General features: G+C 42.2%; 34 protein-coding genes and 1 pseudogene. 13 read left to right on the top strand and 22 right to left on the bottom strand.

The window, feature by feature from the left end; translation table 11 throughout:
- Position 1: 1 nt before the first annotated feature.
- The 19 genes from FTV12_RS00340 to FTV12_RS00430 all read right to left on the bottom strand — a co-directional run bounded on the left by FTV12_RS00340 (position 2) and on the right by FTV12_RS00430 (position 11,030).
- The gene (locus tag FTV12_RS00340) at positions 2-478 is read right to left on the bottom strand and encodes a terminase small subunit (RefSeq protein WP_180033363.1); all 477 of its coding nucleotides are present in this window, start codon (positions 476-478) and stop codon (positions 2-4) included.
- Positions 479-601: 123 nt separating this feature from the next.
- Positions 602-1,564 (bottom strand): HNH endonuclease, encoded by a 963-nt coding sequence (locus FTV12_RS00345; protein ID WP_180033364.1) that lies wholly within the window; start codon positions 1,562-1,564, stop codon positions 602-604.
- A gap of 90 nt (positions 1,565-1,654) precedes the next feature.
- A complete protein-coding gene (locus FTV12_RS00350; protein ID WP_180033365.1) occupies positions 1,655-1,987 on the bottom strand; it encodes an HNH endonuclease signature motif containing protein in 333 nt (110 codons plus the stop codon).
- 382 nt (positions 1,988-2,369) lie between these two features.
- The gene (locus FTV12_RS00355; RefSeq protein WP_180033366.1) at positions 2,370-2,573 is read right to left on the bottom strand and encodes a hypothetical protein; all 204 of its coding nucleotides are present in this window, start codon (positions 2,571-2,573) and stop codon (positions 2,370-2,372) included.
- Between the two features lie 53 nt (positions 2,574-2,626).
- The gene (locus tag FTV12_RS00360; RefSeq protein WP_180033367.1) at positions 2,627-3,157 is read right to left on the bottom strand and encodes a hypothetical protein; all 531 of its coding nucleotides are present in this window, start codon (positions 3,155-3,157) and stop codon (positions 2,627-2,629) included.
- Between the two features lie 18 nt (positions 3,158-3,175).
- Positions 3,176-3,538 carry a Gp49 family protein gene (locus FTV12_RS00365; protein ID WP_180033368.1) on the bottom strand — a complete coding sequence of 121 codons (363 nt, stop codon included), beginning with the start codon at positions 3,536-3,538 and terminating at the stop codon, positions 3,176-3,178.
- Positions 3,539-3,648: 110 nt separating this feature from the next.
- Entirely contained in the window at positions 3,649-3,870 is a 222-nt protein-coding gene (locus FTV12_RS00370; protein ID WP_180033369.1) for a hypothetical protein, read from the bottom strand.
- Positions 3,871-4,343: 473 nt separating this feature from the next.
- Positions 4,344-4,913 carry a GIY-YIG nuclease family protein gene (locus tag FTV12_RS00375; RefSeq protein WP_180033370.1) on the bottom strand — a complete coding sequence of 190 codons (570 nt, stop codon included), beginning with the start codon at positions 4,911-4,913 and terminating at the stop codon, positions 4,344-4,346.
- Between the two features lie 94 nt (positions 4,914-5,007).
- The gene (locus FTV12_RS00380; RefSeq protein ID WP_180033371.1) at positions 5,008-5,445 is read right to left on the bottom strand and encodes a hypothetical protein; all 438 of its coding nucleotides are present in this window, start codon (positions 5,443-5,445) and stop codon (positions 5,008-5,010) included.
- 11 nt (positions 5,446-5,456) lie between these two features.
- Positions 5,457-5,873, bottom strand: coding sequence for a hypothetical protein (locus FTV12_RS00385; protein ID WP_180033372.1), 417 nt, complete (start codon positions 5,871-5,873; stop codon positions 5,457-5,459).
- Entirely contained in the window at positions 5,866-6,171 is a 306-nt protein-coding gene (locus FTV12_RS00390) for a dATP/dGTP diphosphohydrolase domain-containing protein (RefSeq protein ID WP_180033373.1), read from the bottom strand. Before FTV12_RS00390 ends, FTV12_RS00385 begins: the two co-directional genes overlap by 8 nt.
- Positions 6,164-6,328, bottom strand: a complete 165-nt coding sequence (locus tag FTV12_RS00395) for a hypothetical protein (protein WP_180033374.1) — start codon at positions 6,326-6,328, stop codon at positions 6,164-6,166. Before FTV12_RS00395 ends, FTV12_RS00390 begins: the two co-directional genes overlap by 8 nt.
- Before the next feature lie 5 nt (positions 6,329-6,333).
- A complete protein-coding gene (locus tag FTV12_RS00400) occupies positions 6,334-7,449 on the bottom strand; it encodes a hypothetical protein (protein ID WP_180033375.1) in 1,116 nt (371 codons plus the stop codon).
- Between the two features lie 87 nt (positions 7,450-7,536).
- The gene (locus FTV12_RS00405) at positions 7,537-8,178 is read right to left on the bottom strand and encodes a hypothetical protein (protein ID WP_180033376.1); all 642 of its coding nucleotides are present in this window, start codon (positions 8,176-8,178) and stop codon (positions 7,537-7,539) included.
- A complete protein-coding gene (locus FTV12_RS00410) occupies positions 8,175-9,503 on the bottom strand; it encodes a DnaB-like helicase C-terminal domain-containing protein (protein ID WP_180033377.1) in 1,329 nt (442 codons plus the stop codon). Before FTV12_RS00410 ends, FTV12_RS00405 begins: the two co-directional genes overlap by 4 nt.
- Positions 9,503-10,348, bottom strand: coding sequence for a DNA-binding protein (locus FTV12_RS00415; RefSeq protein ID WP_180033378.1), 846 nt, complete (start codon positions 10,346-10,348; stop codon positions 9,503-9,505). Before FTV12_RS00415 ends, FTV12_RS00410 begins: the two co-directional genes overlap by 1 nt.
- Entirely contained in the window at positions 10,345-10,509 is a 165-nt protein-coding gene (locus FTV12_RS00420) for a hypothetical protein (RefSeq protein ID WP_180033379.1), read from the bottom strand. The genes FTV12_RS00415 and FTV12_RS00420 overlap by 4 nt, the downstream gene beginning before the upstream one ends.
- A 51-nt stretch (positions 10,510-10,560) precedes the next feature.
- Positions 10,561-10,836 (bottom strand): hypothetical protein, encoded by a 276-nt coding sequence (locus FTV12_RS00425; RefSeq protein ID WP_180033380.1) that lies wholly within the window; start codon positions 10,834-10,836, stop codon positions 10,561-10,563.
- An 8-nt stretch (positions 10,837-10,844) separates the two neighbouring features.
- A complete protein-coding gene (locus FTV12_RS00430) occupies positions 10,845-11,030 on the bottom strand; it encodes a Cro/CI family transcriptional regulator (protein ID WP_005103769.1) in 186 nt (61 codons plus the stop codon).
- Positions 11,031-11,109: 79 nt separating this feature from the next.
- Here FTV12_RS00430 and FTV12_RS00435 point away from each other — a divergent pair, with 79 nt between their 5' ends.
- The 12 genes from FTV12_RS00435 to FTV12_RS00490 all read left to right on the top strand — a co-directional run bounded on the left by FTV12_RS00435 (position 11,110) and on the right by FTV12_RS00490 (position 17,050).
- On the top strand, positions 11,110-11,790 hold the full coding sequence (locus FTV12_RS00435) for a LexA family transcriptional regulator (RefSeq protein WP_180033381.1): 681 nt from the start codon (positions 11,110-11,112) through the stop codon (positions 11,788-11,790).
- Between the two features lie 47 nt (positions 11,791-11,837).
- On the top strand, positions 11,838-12,380 hold the full coding sequence (locus FTV12_RS00440; RefSeq protein WP_180033382.1) for a hypothetical protein: 543 nt from the start codon (positions 11,838-11,840) through the stop codon (positions 12,378-12,380).
- 254 nt (positions 12,381-12,634) lie between these two features.
- On the top strand, positions 12,635-13,072 hold the full coding sequence (locus FTV12_RS00445) for a hypothetical protein (RefSeq protein WP_180033383.1): 438 nt from the start codon (positions 12,635-12,637) through the stop codon (positions 13,070-13,072).
- Positions 13,062-13,409, top strand: coding sequence for a hypothetical protein (locus FTV12_RS00450; protein ID WP_180033384.1), 348 nt, complete (start codon positions 13,062-13,064; stop codon positions 13,407-13,409). The genes FTV12_RS00445 and FTV12_RS00450 overlap by 11 nt, the downstream gene beginning before the upstream one ends.
- Entirely contained in the window at positions 13,409-13,726 is a 318-nt protein-coding gene (locus tag FTV12_RS00455; protein ID WP_180033385.1) for a hypothetical protein, read from the top strand. The genes FTV12_RS00450 and FTV12_RS00455 overlap by 1 nt, the downstream gene beginning before the upstream one ends.
- Positions 13,723-14,274, top strand: coding sequence for a hypothetical protein (locus tag FTV12_RS00460; RefSeq protein WP_180033386.1), 552 nt, complete (start codon positions 13,723-13,725; stop codon positions 14,272-14,274). The genes FTV12_RS00455 and FTV12_RS00460 overlap by 4 nt, the downstream gene beginning before the upstream one ends.
- Positions 14,274-15,089 carry a phage recombination protein Bet gene (gene bet, locus FTV12_RS00465; RefSeq protein ID WP_180033387.1) on the top strand — a complete coding sequence of 272 codons (816 nt, stop codon included), beginning with the start codon at positions 14,274-14,276 and terminating at the stop codon, positions 15,087-15,089. The genes FTV12_RS00460 and bet overlap by 1 nt, the downstream gene beginning before the upstream one ends.
- A complete protein-coding gene (locus FTV12_RS00470; RefSeq protein ID WP_180033388.1) occupies positions 15,076-15,714 on the top strand; it encodes a hypothetical protein in 639 nt (212 codons plus the stop codon). The genes bet and FTV12_RS00470 overlap by 14 nt, the downstream gene beginning before the upstream one ends.
- Positions 15,711-16,112 (top strand): hypothetical protein, encoded by a 402-nt coding sequence (locus FTV12_RS16445; protein WP_257220862.1) that lies wholly within the window; start codon positions 15,711-15,713, stop codon positions 16,110-16,112. Before FTV12_RS00470 ends, FTV12_RS16445 begins: the two co-directional genes overlap by 4 nt.
- Positions 16,105-16,419 (top strand): hypothetical protein, encoded by a 315-nt coding sequence (locus FTV12_RS00480; RefSeq protein WP_180033389.1) that lies wholly within the window; start codon positions 16,105-16,107, stop codon positions 16,417-16,419. Before FTV12_RS16445 ends, FTV12_RS00480 begins: the two co-directional genes overlap by 8 nt.
- Positions 16,416-16,763: a hypothetical protein gene (locus FTV12_RS00485; RefSeq protein ID WP_180033390.1), complete on the top strand. Its 348-nt coding sequence runs from the start codon at positions 16,416-16,418 to the stop codon at positions 16,761-16,763. The genes FTV12_RS00480 and FTV12_RS00485 overlap by 4 nt, the downstream gene beginning before the upstream one ends.
- A gap of 11 nt (positions 16,764-16,774) precedes the next feature.
- A complete protein-coding gene (locus tag FTV12_RS00490; RefSeq protein WP_180033391.1) occupies positions 16,775-17,050 on the top strand; it encodes a pyocin activator PrtN family protein in 276 nt (91 codons plus the stop codon).
- Here FTV12_RS00490 and FTV12_RS00495 read toward each other — a convergent pair.
- Positions 17,034-18,173 (bottom strand): tyrosine-type recombinase/integrase, encoded by a 1,140-nt coding sequence (locus tag FTV12_RS00495; protein WP_180033392.1) that lies wholly within the window; start codon positions 18,171-18,173, stop codon positions 17,034-17,036. The two genes, FTV12_RS00490 and FTV12_RS00495, sit on opposite strands and share 17 nt — an antisense overlap.
- Before the next feature lie 188 nt (positions 18,174-18,361).
- Here FTV12_RS00495 and FTV12_RS00500 point away from each other — a divergent pair.
- Positions 18,362-18,649: pseudogene (locus FTV12_RS00500) on the top strand (carboxymuconolactone decarboxylase family protein); the annotation flags it as partial.
- 145 nt (positions 18,650-18,794) lie between these two features.
- On the opposite strand, the gene FTV12_RS00505 reads toward FTV12_RS00500, so the two are convergent.
- Positions 18,795-19,670 carry an NAD(P)-dependent oxidoreductase gene (locus tag FTV12_RS00505; protein WP_180010821.1) on the bottom strand — a complete coding sequence of 292 codons (876 nt, stop codon included), beginning with the start codon at positions 19,668-19,670 and terminating at the stop codon, positions 18,795-18,797.
- A 15-nt stretch (positions 19,671-19,685) separates the two neighbouring features.
- Entirely contained in the window at positions 19,686-21,047 is a 1,362-nt protein-coding gene (rutG, locus tag FTV12_RS00510) for a pyrimidine utilization transport protein G (RefSeq protein WP_179992238.1), read from the bottom strand.
- Positions 21,048-21,050 lie beyond the last annotated feature (3 nt).

Here is a 21,050-nt window from a genome sequence, read left to right on the forward strand (position 1 = left end):
CCTAACTGTAATTTGCTTTTCTTGCTGATCGAGTAGCGTATTTACCACCGCCGGTTGCAGCGGCCTTGGCATCATCTGCCTGAGATTCTTTCTTTCCTTTGTCTGCAACTTTGCCATGCACATAAGGCAGAGCAGCTTTAGCTGCATTGAATCGCATAAACATATCGTCACTCTTGTTCATAACATCGATCAGGAATTGAAGTGGATCATCTTTTGCATAATCCTCATCACCCAAAGGGTTGTCATTTTCATAGGTATTAGCTGTTTTAACTTTCGGTTTCTCAGGGGTTAAACTTCGGCCTTCTTTATCAGCCTTTAACTTTTCGATATGGACAATAATTTCAGGATCTTTTCTTAATTTAGAGCCTGCCTGTGATGCTGTCTTTTCTGCATAACCTGCTGAAATTGCAGCTTCTTTGTTGCTTAAGCCGTCAACAACGGCCTGAGCAAACTTTTTCATTTTTTCGCTTAGTGCCATTGGTTAACCTTTAACTTTTCGCTTTAACTTTTGCTGAAATGGGAAATTTTTTTATAAGTGAGATTGGCCGCGATAATTTAATTCAAGGGGTGTTGAAGACCAACAAGCCCCCGATGGTTATCACTAAATTAGTTGATAAACTCGATCACTCTTTAATCCATTGCATTTTCTGCAAGCACATCTCAAATTTGATTCAACATGCAAACCACCTTTACTTAGTGGAATGATGTGGTCCACCTCTGGAGCGTTGTCCTCAAAAGTGCCTCGTAGTTTCTTTGGTGTTTTGATTCCACAGATATAACAACGATACTTATCACGCTCTAAAATAAAATCAGGATTAACATTTTCAGCAACTTTTGCACCACGCTCTAGGGCTTTACGTTTATTGCGCCACGCCTTCTTGTTGGCCTTATAAACCTCTGTATGCTTGTACTTCTGCCTATAAGCAAGCCTAATAGTCTTTTCGTATTCCTTTCTGCAGTTTGGATGCAACAGTAAATACTTAGAATAAACAATCTCACCGCAATGCTTACAAGACTTTGATACTCTTGCTGCTCGCGCTATTCTTTTAATGGCTCGAATCTCATTGAGAACACAGGTATTAACAACGGCCTTTGGTTTATTGTTCTCAGCTATACGTCTTAATGCGCGAATCTCTTCGTTTATTGCAACCTTGTGATCGACAGCGCACTGCTTCGAGCAATACTGCTTTGCGTCACGACTGCCATGAGCATTCCGCCTAACCACCCTCTTACATGCCAAACAATCAACAACAACAGTTCTTAATCTCTTATTGCTACAGGAAGTAGAACAATACTTACCATTCTTCTGTCTTGGCTTGAATGTTGTGTTGCATATAATGCAGTTTGTTTCTGGGTGATCTTTTGGTTGCCATCTTGCTCTATTGTTATTAGCCACATGAACCAACCTACAATCTTGTGAGCAAACCACAGATCTCTTTTGATATGGCAAGAATAACTCACCACAAATTACACAAGGCTTTGGCACCTTCCATTCTGGCTGTTCATACGAATTTGTTTTATCTTTACTGACAAATGAAAGTAGTGCAGAATTGTCCGCAGTCATGTTGTTACCTCGAATAACAATGTGATTAGAAGCCTCTTACTATTACCAGTAGTGAGGGGCTTTGTTTTGTCTAATAATTATACCACAAAACTACATATATCCTTGTTTTATTTCTTCTTTTGCCTTAATTGAATCATGGCAATATTTGCATAACGGCTGCCAATTCTTCTCATCCCAGAACAGTGTCTTATCTCCCTTATGCGGGATAATATGATCGACCACAGTTGCTTCAGTTACTCGACCAAATCTGTTCTCACAATACGTACATAACGGATTGGCTTGAAGGAACTTTGCTCTGGCCTTTCTCCAGTCATGGTTATAAAGTTTCTGGAATTGATTACGGAAACCTGTCTGAATTACTTCACGTCTCGGTGCCTTCGGTGTCATCGCCTGTAGTTTGCTTTGCAGCCTTGGTAGTTTCATTATCCAATCCCTTCAGCCATTCTAGTTTGCTCTGAAGATCAATTATCTGATTCTCAATGTTGTGTATTAGGTTTGGCCTGCTCTGACGCTTTACCACCTCGACATTAGCCAGTACAGCCTCAAGCGTTTGCTGACCCATAAAGTCAGGAACCATATCAAGACTTAGTGACCACAGCTGTGACTCTGTATCACCTCGAAGGGTAATAGATTGAATGCCAGTGAGGTATTGACCGTTGCTTAACTTAACCTTGGTTCCTTGGCATACGCCACCTTTCGGGACCTCAATAGCAACCACTTTTAGTATTTCGTTTGTATTGACCATATCTCTTAACTCTGTCTGACGATTATCAGCCTCAGCTCTACTTATGATTGATGTCATACCTTACCCATCCAAATACTGTGACTTAGGCTTCTCATCTTCCTCACCACCTTCCAACTGAATCAGCAGCTCATTAATCTGAGCATTCTGTTCATTGTTGATCTGGATGACTTGGGCCACTTGGTTTATTAACTGACTGTTCTGTTCGAGCAGCTTTAGAAGTAAGTCGTTCGATACACAACCGCATTCGTTCTTTAGATCGCTCATATTGTTCTTTCATCCATTTGCGTCTTGCTTCACAGCCTTGGCATGTCATTAACCTACTCCTGATAACACCACTTCAAGTCATCTGGAATGGTTAAATAGACATTCAATCTAACCGTGGCATAGTCGTGTATGTTGTTTAGAAATTCGGTGAACTGCTTCACATTGGCAAGCGTTGTACTCACATAGCGAAGAATGAACATGGTTACGATGTTTTCGTAGTGAGCCATTCCTTTTGCTTTCTCAGGGTCGCCATCATCCATGCGATCTAATACAGATTTTAAATACCGGATTGACTCATACTTTTCAGCCATATCCTGAATGTCTCGAACATAAATTTTTGCGAGGAACTTTTTCTTAAAAAAGAACTTAAGTGAGTCTTCACTTTGTCCTGTCTTTCTTTGTAGCTCACTCATCCACATATAGAACAGTCTGTTTTGAGCTACCGATCTTTGCTCTGCCTTCTGATCAATCACCACCCTTAACGGCTTACCCTCATTAATCGCTTGAGTGTAGTTGGTGTGCATGTAGTTAATGGCTTTGGTGATGTCAGCATGACTCTGGATAGGAAACACGGCTTTTTGCATTTCCTATCCTCCTTTGAGTTATTGCGCTTGATATAGCTTTTCTTTCAACAAATAGCCTTCAAGCATCCAAATTTTGTTGCGAGCATTTTCATAAGCAATCTTTCGACCAATTTCAGGGTCAAAGTTTTCAGGACTTGCACAAGCAGACTCGCCAGTAACCGTAAAACCATTCTTTAAAATCAAAACGCAGAAAGTTAATGTCTCTAGTTGCTCATGCATCCCAATCAAGGCTGTTGTATTTGGGTCAGCACCCCATTGTGCATTTGCAGCTGTGAAGAAATATTTATCAACAATAACGCTATCAATAAGATCAGGCGTTAAGCGTGGTGCATTAAGACCCTTGTCTTTAATTTCTTGTTCAATCTGTTTTTCGTTTGACATTTCCTACTCCAAATAAAAAAGCCCATCAAGTTAATGACAGGCTTTGCAACTCAAGACTAAAGACAATAGTAGAACTAAATGCCTTTCACGTTAGTCTCGTGATGTGGTGTTTAACCACGATAATCATCATTACCATAATTTTCAAGCTTTATTAGATATTCATGTGTTTCTGACAAAAGAAGTTTGAAAGACTTGGCTAGATCAATCCGATCCGCGGCTCTGGCACCAACTTCAGCATTAGTTGTGTGCTTAATTATGTATTCGTTTTCAGTAATAATCTTTTCGGCAAACTCATATGCCTTTTCGATAACTTTTGCTTTACTTGCTTTCAATCCTCTTTAGGTCGGGACGCTACTCCCTAGTCTAGATTCCCGAAGGAAGTTTACTCGATGGCATGTTCCACTGGTCAGCACTCCAGTAGGGTAATTGTCTTTTTACAGGCAACAAAAAAGCCCAACCAAAAGGGAGGGCTATTAAACACCCACAGCCAAGCCAAAAGTGACTCGCTTATGTTTCCGCCCAAAAGTGAGCATTTGGTGTTATTGATACAACCGCAACGTGCGAATAGTTGCACACCCAATAGATCAAACTAACCACCCTATTGAGTCCTAGATGAGCAGCACAGTCCAAGCTGTGCAGATGTTAAGCTCAGTCGCCCTGAGATTTGATTGTATCGGTGATGTGACCGCATGATGAACCCATGCCCTATGCAGAAAATCACATCCCAATAAAATCAAAAGCCCACCTTTCGATGAGCTTTAATCGCTAGTGTACCCGACTACTCAAGCGCACTATATCAGAAATCCTATACTGCGCGTTTAAACGAGTCAATACCAAACACATCAAATATATTAAATTTTTTCCGTATTGGCTCAATATTGCTAAAACACTCGGTTTGACCTGTAAAAGATTTCTTTGGTTTGTATTTGTATTTTTTTAACAACCTCAATAACAAGGCTTCAAACTTATAAAGTTTCTTTCTATCCCCATTTTGAAGGCTCAGCACCTCGTATTCATAAGGCATTAAAGCTGGGAAAATAAATCTCTGCTCTATAGATTTGGTTGTTATGCCAATTTTGTAAAATTCTTCCTGACTATCAAAGCATCTTATAATGTAAATCATTGCGCCCTGATCCATTAGACTTTCTGTATTGCAAGATACACAACCTCTACCAGCTAATAGTTTTTTAGCCTTTGTATTTATCCACCCATGCCTAGGGCAGCGAATCCTTACCAGTGAATCAACATCCTTGTCGAACCTAACCTGTGAGAAGTCATAATCAAAATCTTCATAGGTTAATTCTAAAAGTTTCATAAAATTTTGGTGACGACGTTGCATAGCTGAAGCTACGCAAGTATTATTGCGCTCAGTCATATTGTTACTCATCCTAACAGTGTGATTAGAGCCGAATTGGTATTTCCAGTACCCTTTCGGCTCGCTTGTTTATTATACCATAAATGCTTAATTTCTATTCAATTTTCAATCTTTTATCATGTCCTGATAGATAGAATTTTCCTGCATATACCATGTTGTTTATCGAGCTTCTGGACAGAATAAATTCAGACTCCATCTGGCTTAAGCTTAAACCTCGCACATGCTTCTCAATAAATAATGACACTGCAACTTTAGCTGTTTTACAAATTCTCTCGGACGTTTTTACATCATAGATTAGTTTTCTGACTTGCTCAGCCTCGTAATCATCAATCACGCAAATAGCCTGGTCTTTTCTTTTAACTTCGCCAATTGACTCACAAACAAGCCAATATATTTGATTTATACCTAGGTCATTTGGAGCTGAACCACCACGCATCCGGCAAGTTTGGATGTATGCCCCATACTGCTTAAGCCAATCTTCAATACTAAAACGATCCCAATCCATCACTTCTGCCTTCACCATCGCATTCATCCCATCACCCCTTACTTCATACCTATGATCAACATCGCAGCATCCCGTTGTTCCTGATTCGTTCTGCCCTGCCAACCTGTAATTCGATTAAAATCCTCTGCCTTCAACTTTGTGCGTGTCGGCTTAACCAATACCACCGCTAAACCGCATTCTTTTGCCATCTCTGCAAGCAATTTGCCTGTTGCGTGGTTCTCCCCTACATTCTTGGCAATCTTCTCTCCTGCGCTCTTAGAGTGACCGAAACGGAAGTTTGATTTTTTATTCAACCAACCTGCCTCAATGACGACTTTCTTGATTTCATCCTGGTGGCTTCGAAATAACTCTACAGTTTGAGCAAAGGTTAAATTTTTAAGTTCCAGTGACTGCCCTAAGACAGCCACTCCTGATTTTTCCAAGTCTGGATCAATGCCGATAATCAGGTCAGTCATTGGCACCTCGCAGGGCTTCTTCATCAAACCACCACAGGAACATCCCGCAGCAAATCGCATGAGCTAAATGATGCTCTCCTGTTTCAGGGTCTTTCTGCTCACCATGCCACCAAGCGTCTATGTGGCGTTGCATTGCATCGTAATATCGCACCTTAGCGTCAGGCACATGCTTCCAGTTGTCTACCTGATACTTATTAGCTCCAAACTCTAGAACGCGAATTACGGCATTTAGAGCGCCTTTTGGAAGCAGCGACATACGCGGCTTATTTTTGTCAAACTTTTGACCCTGCTCACTCATCCCAATCACTCCAATCACCCCGAATCAAATCTTCAAACTGCTTACTTTCTTCATCTGCCGCCTGGTGCATCATTTCAAACTGCTGCTGAAGTAGTTCCTTTTCCTGTAAATCGGTCGTCCGGTTGATCTGGTCTCTTAATTCTGTGAATCCTGTCATGCTGCCTACTCCCCAATCTTTTGAGCCTGTTCACGCTTGCGTTTGTGATAAGCCCGGTTTGCTTCACGCTTGCAAAGAACACACTTAGTTCCATAAGCTCCATGTGACATCACTCGCTTATGAAGTGCCATCCCATGCTTCTCGCACTCGCCCTCAAAATGCGTTTCACCTCTTTCCATAGCTTGTTTCATTGCTTCCAGGTTGCGATTTATACGTTTCCATTTTTCCGTGATTGGTCCGTATGACTTCTTGGCTCTATCAGACTCGCATTTTGTGCAGCGATGCACTTTTGCATGAACTACGTACTCAACCGGCCCATGCTTTTTGCATTCACCATAAAAACGTTTCTCTCCACGGATACGTGCGTCATTTGCCAGCATTCGGTTATTGGATAATTTTTGATTGTTGTACTGCTTCACCTTTGCGCTTCTACAACTTATGCAATAAGTCGTTCCTGAGTTGTAGATTCCAAAACAGGTTTCTTTTTCTTCTTTGATGCAGTAAGCCAGGAATGTTCTTTCGCCTCGTTGCACAGCGTCTTTTTTACGAGCCATGTTATGAATGCGGATAAATGATTTTTTATCCATTGCCATAAGCGCCGGCCCATCCGCGTATTCGAAGTTTTTAATAATTTCTTCTAGCTCATGGATCCTTTCCCATGTCAGCGCATATCTACCGATAATTGCATCATGAATTCGGTTCCATGCCACACCAAACTGTTTTGCTAGTTTGTTTGTGTCACCAAAACGCGCTCTCGCTTTAAATCCTTCAAGCAGTGTTTTTTGTTTCTGAAGGCGTAATTGTCGATCCTGCTTTTCCGCCTCCTTTTCAGCTTTTTTAAGAGCTACGCTTTTTTGACGCTCTTTTTTGATTTGCTCGGCCTTTTTCTCACGCTCTAAAGCACGTTGCTGTTTAGCCGACTCAAGTTCGCGCTCACGTCTTTTTCGTTCCTCTTGCTTGCGCTGTTTAGCTTCAGCACGTTGCTGGCGTTTTGTAACCTCTCTTGCCTGGCGAGCTTCTGTGTTAGTAGCTTCAATTTTTGCATTACGTTCAGATTCAGGAGCTACCACCTTTGCACGTTCTTTTGGAATATTCCCATCAGGAAACTTTGTGAAACCCATTGGCAACTGAGTGATTTGGTTTTTAGTCAGCCAAGCTTCAACATCGTTATTTAATTTTTCAGATTCGATTTGTTTTTTGATAAATACTCATGCCGCACCTCCGAATAAATCTTCCTGCTCACCTTGGCGCACATCACCACCCCACTGCATAGCCATGGCATCAGCAATTCCTTGATAAGTCCGGCTGCGCTCTTTCCATCGGTCAGGACCTGGTGATAAGTAATGCAATCTTTCACGCTGATTTTTTGGCAAAAGCATCATCTCCTCCTTAACGATATTTGTCGGCTTTAGAGGCTCCAGTCCTTTCAACCATAAACAGGTAGCCTTCTGCTCCATGTGTCCAAACATCCAAGGCTGAACAACCTGGCTTTGTTTCACCCCACCAATTAAGATTTTTGCATATCCGTGCATAATCGGGTTTTCGATTGCTCGCATCGGGATATGCTCAGCGTTCAGAAACAGTTTGAAAAACTCAGCGGCATCAAACAGCTTTGGCCAGCGCTTCGGATCTGTATGCAAGTGGCACACGCCAGCGTTGGTCAGGTACGTGCATTCAGGATGTGCGATTAACAAATCCCACTGCTCACCCAGCACATCACGAACATCACCTTGGTAGTGATTACCAGGTGCTTCTGTTGGCAGTAGATCGCAACTCATAGCGTCATGACCAAGTGCGGCAAAAGCATCACGGACACGGCCTGAATATTCACAAGCAATTAAAATCTTCACACCCCACCCCCTGCGCTTTCCTCTACTCGTACCGATGCAAAGCGACAAATATCCAAACGATCCATCACCCGAACTACACCTTTTTTGCCATGACGGTTTTTAGCGATAATGATTTCCGTAATACCGCTCGGCATTTCGTCATCACTGTTCACAATTGGATGGGCTAATAAAATCTGATCCGCGTCCTGCTCAATCTGACCAGACTCTTTCAGATCAGATGCCTTTGGACGTTTACCTTTTTCAGACTCACGGTTGAGCTGTGCCAGGGCGATTACAGGGCAATCGAATTCCTTCGCCATAGCTTTTAGATCACGACTGATTGAACTCACTTCCTGATAGCGGTCTTTCTTGGTTGGGTCACGTACCAGTTGCAGGTAGTCGATAATGATGCAGCCCAATTTTTTATAGTTGCGCTTGGCCTTACGTGCATAAGAATGAATCTCTGCAATGGTTGGCTTCTGCTTATCTTCAATATGAATTGGCAGCTTGCTAAAACGATCCTGAGCGCCTGCAAATTCCTGAATCATCCCGTCGTACAGATCGGCATTGTGGATGTTGTCGTATGGGATCTGGGTGAGTGCTGAGATACAGCGATTCGTGAATGTCTCTACATCCATCTCGGCAGATACAACCAGTACCGCTTCCTTGAACTGCATAGCGGTTTGAATCGCCACCATTTGCGCCAGAGTGGACTTTCCTGATCCAGGTCTACCACCGATCACACAAAAATGGCCGCGCTGAATGGTGCCCACTACGTTGTCCAAATGAGGCAGGTTGAACTTAACCCCTGTGTACTGCTTATTGGCTTTTGCCTCTGCCTTCTGAATCAGTTGATCACCAGCGCGTTTTAATGCTTCCTCAAACGTGAAACTAGACTTCTCCAATTTTTCGTTGGTGGTCGCCTTGTTCAGGATATTTTCAGCAGCGTTATGCACATCAGGTACGGTTAAGTCTCTTGCCACTTCCTGAATGCTTCGGCCCATCTTTTCAACTTCACGATGCGCTTTCAGCTTGTTGAGTTCAGCAACATAGGATTCCAGGTTGTAGAAACTCGACGGTGCATCTGCCATCAACGTCATCAGGTATTCAGATGGACTTACACCAACCAGTGAATTTTTCTCATTCAGCTTCTGTTCGACGAAAACCACGTCGTACGGTTTGTTCTCGTTAGCTAGGTCAGTAATGGCCTTGTAGATCTCCTGGTGACGGTTTGCGAAGAAGCAGCTTTCATCCAGGTCGTTCATCACGGTTTCAAGTGAGTTCTGAACGGTCATCAGTGCAGCAAGTACACATTGCTCGATGGAGTTGTTATGAATATCAATCATTACCAATCCCCCATGTCAGCTTGATAGTTTTGAGGGTTTGGTGTTGACTGTGGATTTTCTAACTGCTCAATCTCAGCATTAGTCTCGGCCCAGTTCCATGCAGCTTTGAACGACTCCCATCCGCGTAAAACGATAATCTGGAATACACGTTCGTTTGAAAGCTTGGCTTCAATCGCCTGGTTGAAGATGATTTTTAGAGAACGGTCGGTGATGGTTTTACGTTTCTTGTTTTTCAGATCAATAAACTCTTGAGCTGTTTTTTCAGATACACCGTTTTCCATCATGAATTTTTTAGCAGAGAATTTTTTAGGTTGTTCAGGTGCGGATGCGCCTAAATTAATATCTGTAGTATTCTCTGTTGTATTCTCTGAATTAGATGCCCCTTTTGGCACATTTGATTGTTCCGTAGCGCACATTTGATTGTTCCCAACGGCACATTCAATTGTTCCATTTGGCACATTCAATTGTTCCGTATGGCACAATTGAGAGCCTGTAAGGGTTTCAGAGTATTCAATGAGTGCTTTATAAAGATTTTCGCGCTCAACACGGAAGTAAACTCGAGGTGGTACACCACGTTTCTTCTCGGAAATAAAGCCTAAATCCTTAAGTGCTTTTCGTGCTGTGTGCTGTTCTTTTCTGGTTAATCCAGTTTCCGAGGTCCATTCGTGGTGATCCTTATAGATCCAGCCATCAGTATCCTTTGTGCGCGAAGTCCAATACACCAACTGGGATAACATGAGCGCACCATTAATACCGCACCCCAGAAAAACGTAATGCTTGTTGAAGGCAATCGGTTGTTCATTCATGGCTTCTATCAATTTGATAATTGGAACTGCCTTGTTCATGCCTCACCTCGTGCAAATACAAATAACTCATGGCGAGCCTTGGCAACCAAACAAGCATTATCCAGACTTGGGTTTTTAAGATTTGCTTTAAGCGCTTTCTCCAAAAGTTGAATCTTTTGAATAAGCATTTTTTCTCTAAAATTTCGTGCTAAACTAGTCATGTTTACTTTCCTTGACGTTAGTGAACAACTGAAAAAGCCTGATCTAGTACATCAGGCTTTTTCTTTGCCTAAATCCCCGTGAATCCCTTCCGATCCCTCACCGAAGCTGATGTCGGTACTTAAATCCCTTACTAAAGCTCCTAATCCCAAGCGCTCGAAAGATTTTGCTTGTAAATTAAGTACATGCCACTCACCGACGATTTCCTTCTCTAGGAGATACGCCAGGTATTGAGCAAGGTCTTTACCCTTAATTTCGGCAAGTAGTTTTGCCCGCTCATGGATTTCAGGAGACAAGCGAACATGTGTAGATTTCTTTTCAAGACTCATAAATTCACCTATGCAACTTCTTTGCTGTGTTTGATTGGCTGCTTGCCAGCAGCTAAATCTCGAATTTGGTATTCACGTGCTAATGGGATTTTGTTGTTAGGCCACTGGTAAACAGCAGAAGGTTCAATTCCTAGCAAGCCCGCTAGTTCAACGCCATTAACCCCAAGCAACTTGTATGCTTCTTGTTTGGTCATTGGTATTTACTCAATAAAGTAAGATTTCTTAGTATTTAATCAAAGAAAACTTATAAAAGCAATATGTAAGATTACTTATATGGAAAAAACAACTATTGGTCAGCGCATACGTGCGCTTAGACGTTCGAAAAAATTAACTCAAGTGCAATTAGCAAAGATTGCTGGAGTGAGTTCGCCCGCTGTAACTGAGTGGGAAAAAGATAGTTATTTGCCTAAAGCGGGATCATTAGAAGCAATGGCAAATCATTTTGGGGTAACGACTGAATACATACTGACTGGCAAGGGTGATCCTAGCGCCACGCAAAAAGAGCAGTCTAATGTGGTTCCTGTGGCACCACGCATGGCCCCTGTCTTGTCATGGGTTCAAGCAGGTACGATGACCAATGTCGAATCTGTTGACATGTCCCAGGTGGAAGAGTGGCTGCCAATTCCAGATGGTGATTGTGAAAAATGCTTTTACCTGAAAGTTCAAGGCTTGAGTAACTACCCAGAATTCCATGAAGGTGATTACATTCTTGTAGATCCGACACTACCGTTTTGCGATATGAACTCAGGTGACATCGTTGTTGTTAGAAAGTTTGATGACGCGACCTTTAAGCGCCTGGTGATTGAGCCAGATGGCAGCAAATACCTTCAGGCAATTAACCCTGAATTTAAACCAAATATCATTCCGCTTGATGAAAATTGCGAGTTTGTTGGCGAGGTAGTGGATTGTATTCGCTACGTTTATCGAGCTAAGAAAAAACCGCGCAAGAATTAAAAATAAAAGCCGCTATATGCGGCTTGGGTGTTTTATAGGGGTGATAATTGAAAAAAGAAGATGAGAAAAATAAGGGTGTGAAAAACCTTGGCCCATTAACCCTTGAGTTGGCAAAAAAGCTTAGTGAGCAATTAGATAAGGATAACAGCCAGCCTACTGATTTCAGTAAGCTAAGTGAAGTTCATAAGGCTTCGATGCACCATCATGCGAGTGACTTGAAACTGAGTGATGGAATGGAGACAAAAGTTGTAAAGCTGCCTAATCTAAATACTTTGAGTTTATCACTGAAGGAAATTAAGAGCCTTTCAGATGAGGAACTTCTTAAGCTTTTGAGCAACGAAGGTCATGATGGTCATATGCTGGATAGAACTGTGCAGCTTATTAGTAATGAAATTTTGATTAGGCAGATAAGAGAATCATCGAAACCTGACTGGACAGTAAAGCCCACATTCTTCTTGCTGATAATCACATTGATCCTAACCGCCATTCCAGCCGCAGAAACTCTTTATGACTTAGCCTTTAAGGATACCCGAAGTGTTGATAGCCACACAAACAAGGGTGAGAAAATTAAAACCAACAACGAACCATAGTAGACGTTCAAGCTTTTTGCGCTGATTTTCAGTCATAACAAACTCCAAACAACCCATCCCTGTGATGGGTTTTCTTTTGTCTATTAAAACAAAAAAATAAGTTTTCTAAAAATAAAACTAACATTTCTTATATTTCCGCTTGACACTAAAACTAAGTTTTCTTATATTTATCTCACAGACAACAAAAAGCCCCAGCGTAGCCTACGACAACTACCTGGAGCGTGACCCACTCTCTCTCAGTGAGTAAAGAAATTATGAATACAAAAGTTGATGAAGGCAAGTTGATTAGCGGGAAAGAAGCGCTGATTGCCTTGGCGAATGGTGAATCTGTACAAAAAAGATCAGATTCTTGGGCTGGTGATCATTGGTTGGATATCTCCAGAAAAGAACTATTTAACCTTGAGTGCTTTCTTAGTGGTTTGAATCGTAATGGCGAAACCATTAAGTTCCGCCTAAAACCCCGCACCATCAAAATAAATGAAATTGAGGTTCCTGCGCCTTTTAAGCCGGAAGATGGTGATAAATATTACTACATAGATAGCAATAGGAAGATTTGTTACGACTGGGACAACAACGATTGCGAAACAACGGATGAAAACAGGGTTGCGTTTGGTGCATGGCGCACCGAAGAAGAAATCAAACAAGTCGTTGCTGCTCTTCGCCAAGTATTTGGAGGCAGTCATGACAACTAAATCCAATATTCTCAAGTCTGCATTCATTGCAGCATCAATCAGCGCAGGGATAGCAGTAGCTTACGCTTTCCAGCCTGCCAAAGTGGCTGATGATAATCCTCAAGTGGTTATCACCGCTCAAAAATATGAAGTGCTTAAACGTACTTGCAATGAAACCTGTTTGGCTACCGTCAAAGCTGACGATTACAGCATCTATGTCGAGTATGCACTGGATGATGGATCAGTCGAGTTTCTAGACATTCTGAACGTAGTCCATTTTGACAAGACGATTAATGCTTATGTTGATCGTTATGAAATTGAAAAGATTAATGCTGCGATTGTTGGGGGTGTGAAGTGATGGAAATCAAAGAAATCAGAACTCACCACATTCCCGCTCAAGATGGCGTGGATCCAATTGATGTATTCATCGTGTGGTATGGCGAGTGTAAATCACAAGTGACTATCCGTTGTTGGGATAAAGCCTGGACTGGATACCGCGGAGGCCACCATACACCACGTGTAGAAGACTACCTGGTTGACTGTGTAGAAAAAGGAATGACAGACCACTTGGTAATGCTGTTTTCAAGAACGATGCAAAACTCAGAACTTAGCTGGCTGACAAAAATTATCAAGAACATTCATAAGCACTTAAAAAGCAGTGAGGTGCCAGCATGAACACTTACGCTCAATTCTGTGGATGTGGTGCGGCAATGCGTCCTATCAACCACATCGGCAACCAGTCTTTATTCCTGTGCCGTGATGGTCATAGCACCAAGGTAATTGACTGCAAGGTGAATGAAGATTTTACCCGTGATTTGTATTTTTCAGACCTGCCGAGCTTCAAGGTTGATTCTGATATTTCGATTGAAGATAACGTGCTGACGTTTGGTTTGTATCGTCAGATTGGTGAAAACCTGCATGCAACGGCTGATTGTTCAATGCCTGTATTACCTCACACGATGACGCAAATGCGTAGCTCGAATGGTGATATGCGATATGCAGAGCCAGTGGATATTGATTCTTGGCTGGTGGTGAAAGATACGCCTGTGACTTTACTTGATGTGTGGAACTTTGAAGCCGAGGAAGGTCAGGTATTTACGCTTAACGATGAGCAGATTAAAGAATTACAGCGTCTTGTGAATGAGTACGCGGAACAGATGTTTGAAAACAAATTAGATGAGCAAGACACACGGATTGCTGAAAGTATGGCGGGAGATTGGTAATGAATGCAGTAGCTCAAGTTGAAAGCCAGTTAGGCGTATCTCTTAAAGATTATGATGTTGATCAATCAATGTGGTCCGCCCTTACATCCTCAATCTTTCCAGGCGCCAAGCCTGAATCAATCGTAATGGCGGTTGAATATTGCAAGGCTCGTAATCTGGACATTATGAAGAAGCCTTGTCACATCGTTCCAATGAATGTGAAAGACGCAAAAACAGGCCAATCGCAATGGCGTGATGTGATTATGCCCTCTATCGCCGAGCATCGAATTACAGCCTCACGCTCAAATAGTTATGCTGGTATTGATGCGCCTATTTTTGGCCCAATGGTTCAGATCCAGTTTGGAAATACAACACATACAGTCCCAGAGTTTTGCACTGTGACTGTATTTCGAATTATTCATGGTGAAAAGGTTGCCTTCTCACATACGGAATATTTCGAAGAAGCGTGCGCCACTGTTAAGGATGGTGGTCTGAATTCAATGTGGACTAAGCGTAAACGCGGACAGTTGGCAAAGTGTGCTGAAGCTGGTGCATTGCGTAAAGCCTTCCCTGAAGAAATTGGTGATGAGTACACTAAAGAGGAAATGGAAGGAAAAATTATCACAGTGGGTGGCACTGAGCATATTCAGGAAGAAGCAAAGGCTATCGAGGATATTCGCCCCACCCTTACGGAAAAGCAAATTGAAACCGCTATCAAGAAAATCAAAGCAAACCAAGGTTCTCTTGATGCATTAAAAGCTCATTACAACATTACCCCTGAGCAAGAAAATTATGTTCGCGCTCAAACTGAGGTGCTTGAACATGATCCAGTTTAGAGCATCAGGCGTAGGTAAGTTAATGGCTTACCCTGAAAAAGACACATTATCGGATGGTGCGCTGACTCATGTTTATGAGTTGGCAAGCCAGATCCTTTTGAACTGGAAGCCAGTACTTGACACCTATGAAATTGAAAAAGGCCGAGTTGTGGAAGATCAGACCATTGCCTTGTACAACCAAGTGTCCGGCAATTTTTATGTGAAAAATAACGAGCGCAAAAAGACCGATTTATTCACTGGTGAGTGCGATATCAATGAAGAGGATGAGGATCTAATTCTTGATATTAAATCTTCTTATTCCAAAAAGACTTTTCCTTTAATTTTAAAGGAAGGTGACAAAAAGCTTTACGAGTGGCAGCTCGATACTTACATGCTGCTATGGGATCGAAACTATGCTGGCCTTGTATTTGGTTTGGTGGATACCCCGAGCCATTTAATCAAAAAACAAGATCCGGAAGATTGGCACATTGTTGGCCATATTCCGCCAGAACTACGCATCACCACTATTTTTAAAGAACGTGATGCTAAACGCGAACAGCAACTTATTAATAAAACCCGTGTTGCTCAGGATGTGCTTTTGGAGATTCTGGATAAACGTGGCTACAAGGGAGTGAGAGCAGCATGAAAATTAAAGAAGGTGGCGGGATGGATATTCAGAAAGAAAAAATTGCTCATGAAAAACACCTGCTTTCACAAGGTGTGGATTTCAAATATTTGCCGAATATTCAATATAACGAACTGGAAAATGTTTATGAGCTAATTGAATGGGATGAGGAATATAGCGAAGCCCTGAATGAAATTAATTCAAGCTGGTGCACATGGCAAGCAGCCAAATCCCAAGCGGTGCCGGAATGGATTTCGGTTAAGAATGCCATGCCGAAAGCTGGCAGCCAAGTTCTTGCTTATGATGACTATGGCTTTGTCAGTGTGGCGAATATTGATGGTTGTGAAGACCCAAATAATGTGTACTTCTCTCATTGGCTACCATTACCGCCAATGGCACAGGAGCAAGCCAATGACTGAAATTCAACAAACAAACATTGCTGTGGCCAACTACATTATTGATCAACTGTATAAAGAGAAGCCTTTTAACTTGGTGCTTGATGCAGGTCAGACCGGATCTTTATACAACATTGCGAGTGAGTCACATCACCTGCACAGTGATTTTGTTCGCAAGCTGGAAGCAACTTTAAGACAGCGCGTGAACAATGGTACTGGCGTGATTCTTGAGGTTGGTAATGATGCTGATCTGTATTACCACATGCTGTCGTCATATATCGCGGAGTTTGATCAGTATGGCGTGGTGAAGAGTTTGGGAGAAGTGTCGTGAATAATTATACCTACCCCACTCATGAGCATCTTGAAATTGATATTGAAAGTGATGTGATTAATTTTCCAAGACGTGACTTTCAAAAGTGTCAGCACATACAGGTGGCTATTGACTCCAAAGCAATGGAATTGATTTGCAAGCAATGCGAAGCCAAAGTTAATCCAGTTTTGTGGATTAAGGACAGTATTGAATATTTTGCTCGATTGCAAAATCGGATTCAGGAAGCTAGGGAAAAGTTGAAAGAGGATGAGGAAGAACTTAAAACTCGTTCCAGAACACGCTGCCAGCATTGTAGAAAAATGACAGCAATCAATTTAAAGCATCACAAATTTGTAGTTTTGTAGGAGGTGAAGTGATGGGAGCATTGCAGTTTTCAACTTATGACTACTTGTTTTTAAAGCATCGCTCTGTTGTTGTGAAGTTGCTCGATATTGCGGATGAATACTACCCATCCCTAAAAAAAGCAACTGTGCATCAGATGGCGACTGAAAACAAGTTCCCCTTTCCAGTGTTCAAGCTGGATCAGAAAAGCCGGACAGCGCCATATTTCGTGAACTTGCGGGATTTGGCAGATGCACTAGATAAGGAGCATCAAAGCGCATCAAAAGACTTTGCTACATTTCACCAATGATCTGTAGCAGGTCGTCCAATTGCAAAATATTCACCCTCTTTTTTACTGACACATATCGCTCAAGGCTGCTCCATGTGTCATGCAATGTGACTTGCTGTATTTGTGGAATAGTCAATCCATTCTCAGCAAGTCGTGTTGCTCCCTCATGCCTTAAATCGTGAAACCTAAAGTCACTCATGCCTAAAATATGGCAGGACTGATTAAATTCAGATGCTATGGAAATGGCAGATAGTGGTACAAGTAAATCACTATCACCACCCATCTTTAGCATTCTTGCTCTTGTGTCATCTCGCATTAAAAGTTCAGTGATCTTTTGGCAGTCTGGAAGCACGTTAAAATACTTATGGTTTCCTTTTGAGCCATTAGGGTTTTTTAAATCCCGAACCATCCAAGACTGATGTTCTTTATCATAGTCGCTTAATCGAATTCGGGTTATCTCTGCTTGTCGCCTGCATGAAAAAATAGCAAATAGAACTATTAAGTGCATCGGGTATGCAGTGCGTCCACGATCCCATTTATCAAGATAGTGCAGCAACAGGTTTTTTAATTCAGCATTTGATAGCAGCCGATCTCGCTTGTCTGACTTCTTGATCTGCCGTGTCTTTCTGAGTTGCAAACAGGCATTGTTAAATTCATTCAAATTAACATTGATACGCCACATCACGGATGCATGGGTCAAGATGGATTTAATGTTTTGAAGCTCATTTAAGATCGTTGATGGCAAGACAGGATCAAGACCTAGTTTGCTATAGCCTTTCTTTCGTAGAGCTACGTGTTCAGAAACATGGGTGGCATTGATTTGCTCTAGATAAACCTTGGCAATAGGCAGTTTTGCAATTAGATCAAGCGACCTGTTTTTTGTGCGACCAAATTCATCTCCCACTTCTTCTTTATATTTTGCAATAGCAGCAGCAATCGTCATTGACTTATTATTGATACCGAGCAAAATATCAGGATTGTCTGCTATCTCCTGCTCGCGCTTGTTGAGCCAGTTTGATGCAGTGCGCATGGTCCCAAAAGTTTTACTTTCCTTGTATTCTGGTAGACCAGCACGTTTAATGCGTATTTCAGCACGATAACGGATAGCACCGCTGACGCTTTTGCGCTGTGTAATTGTTCCCATTTTTACGCCATTTAATGTATTTTTCAGATGGCGTAAATTATGGCGTAATTCGATAAGCTTTAATACTTGTTAATCTGCATTAATCGTTATTAATCAGCAAGCGAGTTATTGAATTAAGGTGCTGTAATTTATAATAAAATACATAAGATATTGATAATTAAAAGGTATTTAGCATTTACATCAATGTGATGCAGGACTGGATTAATGAACATGCTTGGGGTTCAACCTGGCAACGTGAAGGGATTTTACCACGTAAATACCGTTCTTTAATTACCATTGCTTTTCTTACCGCGCAAAAAAGCCCAACTGAATTGAAAGGCCATGTTCGTGGCGCTTTGAATAATGGTGCAACAGTTGAAGAAATTCAGGAAGTGCTACTGCATAGCCTGCCTTACTGCGGTGCCCCTGCTACTCAGGAAGCCTTCCGTGCAGCGCTTGAAGTGATCCAAGAATATCAATCGAATCAGCAGAGTTAAGAATTGCTTAGGCTATTTAGCCATCTTAGCAATAATAAAGCCGGGAATTAAAATTCCCGGTTTTTTAAATTTTGAATCGATAAATCTATTGTTCTTTAATTAAAGAATCATAGTTTCTCTGTTTAATAAAAAATTAAAAATAAACTTATCCTCTTAATTCAATTTGAGTACGTTGCTCCAAGCCTTGCACCGCAGCGGAAAAATCTAATTGACTGGCCTGAGATTTCGCTATTTGCTGAAACTTTTGCTGAACCAAAGACATCACCGATAAATCCAGTTGCTGTTGTTGTACCAGCTTCAAAGCAATGCCAATATCTTTCTGCAATAGATCCAGTGCAAAGGTCTTGTTAAATTCACGGTTCAGTACACGCTGCGCCATGATATTTTCCGACATGCTGCTTTTACCACTGGAATGATTAATACAGTTCAGTGCACTGCTTAAATCAACGCCCTGTCCTTTCAGTACAGTCAGTCCTTCAGCCAATGCCCATAAGTGAGTCGCCATTAAGGTATTATTCACGGCTTTCACCGCAAAGCCCGAACCACTTTCTCCCACATATTCAATTAAACTAGCAAAGGCATCAATGATCGGTTTAGCTTGCTCAAAGGCTTGTTCATTGCCTCCGACCATAACGGTTAAAGTGCCACGTTCTGCCCCAATCGTTTGACCCGAAACCGGTGCATCCAGATAAAAACTGCCTTGTTTCTCCAGGAGCTTCGCCAGTTTCTGGGCAGATTCTGGCACCCCGCTGGTACAGTCAATCCAGATTGCACCTTGTTTGGGTGGATGGGCTGCAATCAATGCTTCCACATCCTGACTGGTCGGCAAACAGGAAAAAATAAAATCCGCCTGAACCGCCTGCTCAATACTCACTGCTTGAGTTGCAAAAGTTTCGGCATGCGCTACAGCTTTCTGTTCAGTGCGGTTCCAGACCCAAACCTGATGTCCAAATTTTGGCAAATGGGAGGCCATATGCCAGCCCATTGCCCCGAGTCCTAAAAATGCAATTGAATGACTCAAAAAATACTCCTCATTTTAAGCGACTGGCTTAGCCTCAACCTCAGTTACGGTTTCAGCTGATTCAGATGCTGGTAATTCTTTATCTTCACCACGGTTCAGGAATAGATTCAATAGAATTGCGGCTAAGGTTGCGGTACCAATACCACCCAGATCAAAACCACCGATCTGCAAGCTATAGTTCCCTGTACCCATGATCAGACACACGGCACCAATGATCAGTGTACTGTTCTTGGTGAAATCAACACGGTTATCTACCCAAATTTTCGCACCAGCCACCGTAATCAGACCAAATACGACAATCGATGCACCACCCAATAAAGCCACTGGAATGGTACTGATCACTGCGCCAAATTTAGGCGAAAGTCCGAGTAAAATTGCGAAGATACCAGCAAAGACAAATACAGTGGTTGCATAAACTCTGGTGACTGCCATTACACCGATATTTTCGGCATAAGTGGTCATGCCTGTACCACCGACAGAAGCTGACAATGAAGTACACACCCCATCAGCAAAGAAACCGCGTCCCATATACGGTGACAGGTTTTTACCGGTCATCGCAGAGACTGCCTTAAAGTGTCCCAGATTTTCTGCAACCAAGATAATTGCCACTGGTGCAATCATTAGCATGGCATTTATTTCAAAGACCGGACTCTGGAAATTTGGCAAACCAAACCATGCTGCTTCACTGACCTTGGTAAAATCAATCGCAGGTCCGAAGCCCATCACATTGGTGAAAAGGAAATAAATCAGGTAGGAAGATAATAAGCCCAATAACAATAATAGACGGCGTACCATTCCTCGGGTAAACACAGCAATCACACTGATACAGATAATGGTGATTAATGCCATCCACGAATCAAACTGATTCGCTGAAACACTCTTAATCGCCACGGGTGCCAGATTCAAACCGATGATCATCACGATCACGCCTGTCACTACTGGCGGCATCAGTTTTTCAATCCAGTTGGTGCCAGTTTTCATCACCAGCAGACCAATCAAGGCATAAACAATACCGCAAGCAATCGTACCGCCAAGGGCTAATCCTATATTTGGATTGGCTCCAACCCCTGAATAACCCGTCACTGCGACGACCGCACCAATAAAGGCAAAGCTTGATCCCAGATAACTAGGCAATCGACCGCCCGTGATCAGGAAAAATAAAATGGTTCCAATCCCGGTAATAAAAATCGTGAGATTAGGATCAAACCCCATTAATAAGGGTGCCAGCACGGTTGCGCCAAACATGGCAAACACATGCTGTAACCCGAGAATAATACTTTTTCCAGCAGGCAGATATTCATCTGTTTGCACGGGTGTGGTATCGAGATTGCCTTGGTAAGGCTTGAATTTTGGAAACCACGTTTCTTTTTCTTGCATCGG

The sequence above is a fragment of the Acinetobacter sp. YH12233 genome, assembly GCF_013417725.1.
Lineage (GTDB): Bacteria > Pseudomonadota > Gammaproteobacteria > Pseudomonadales > Moraxellaceae > Acinetobacter.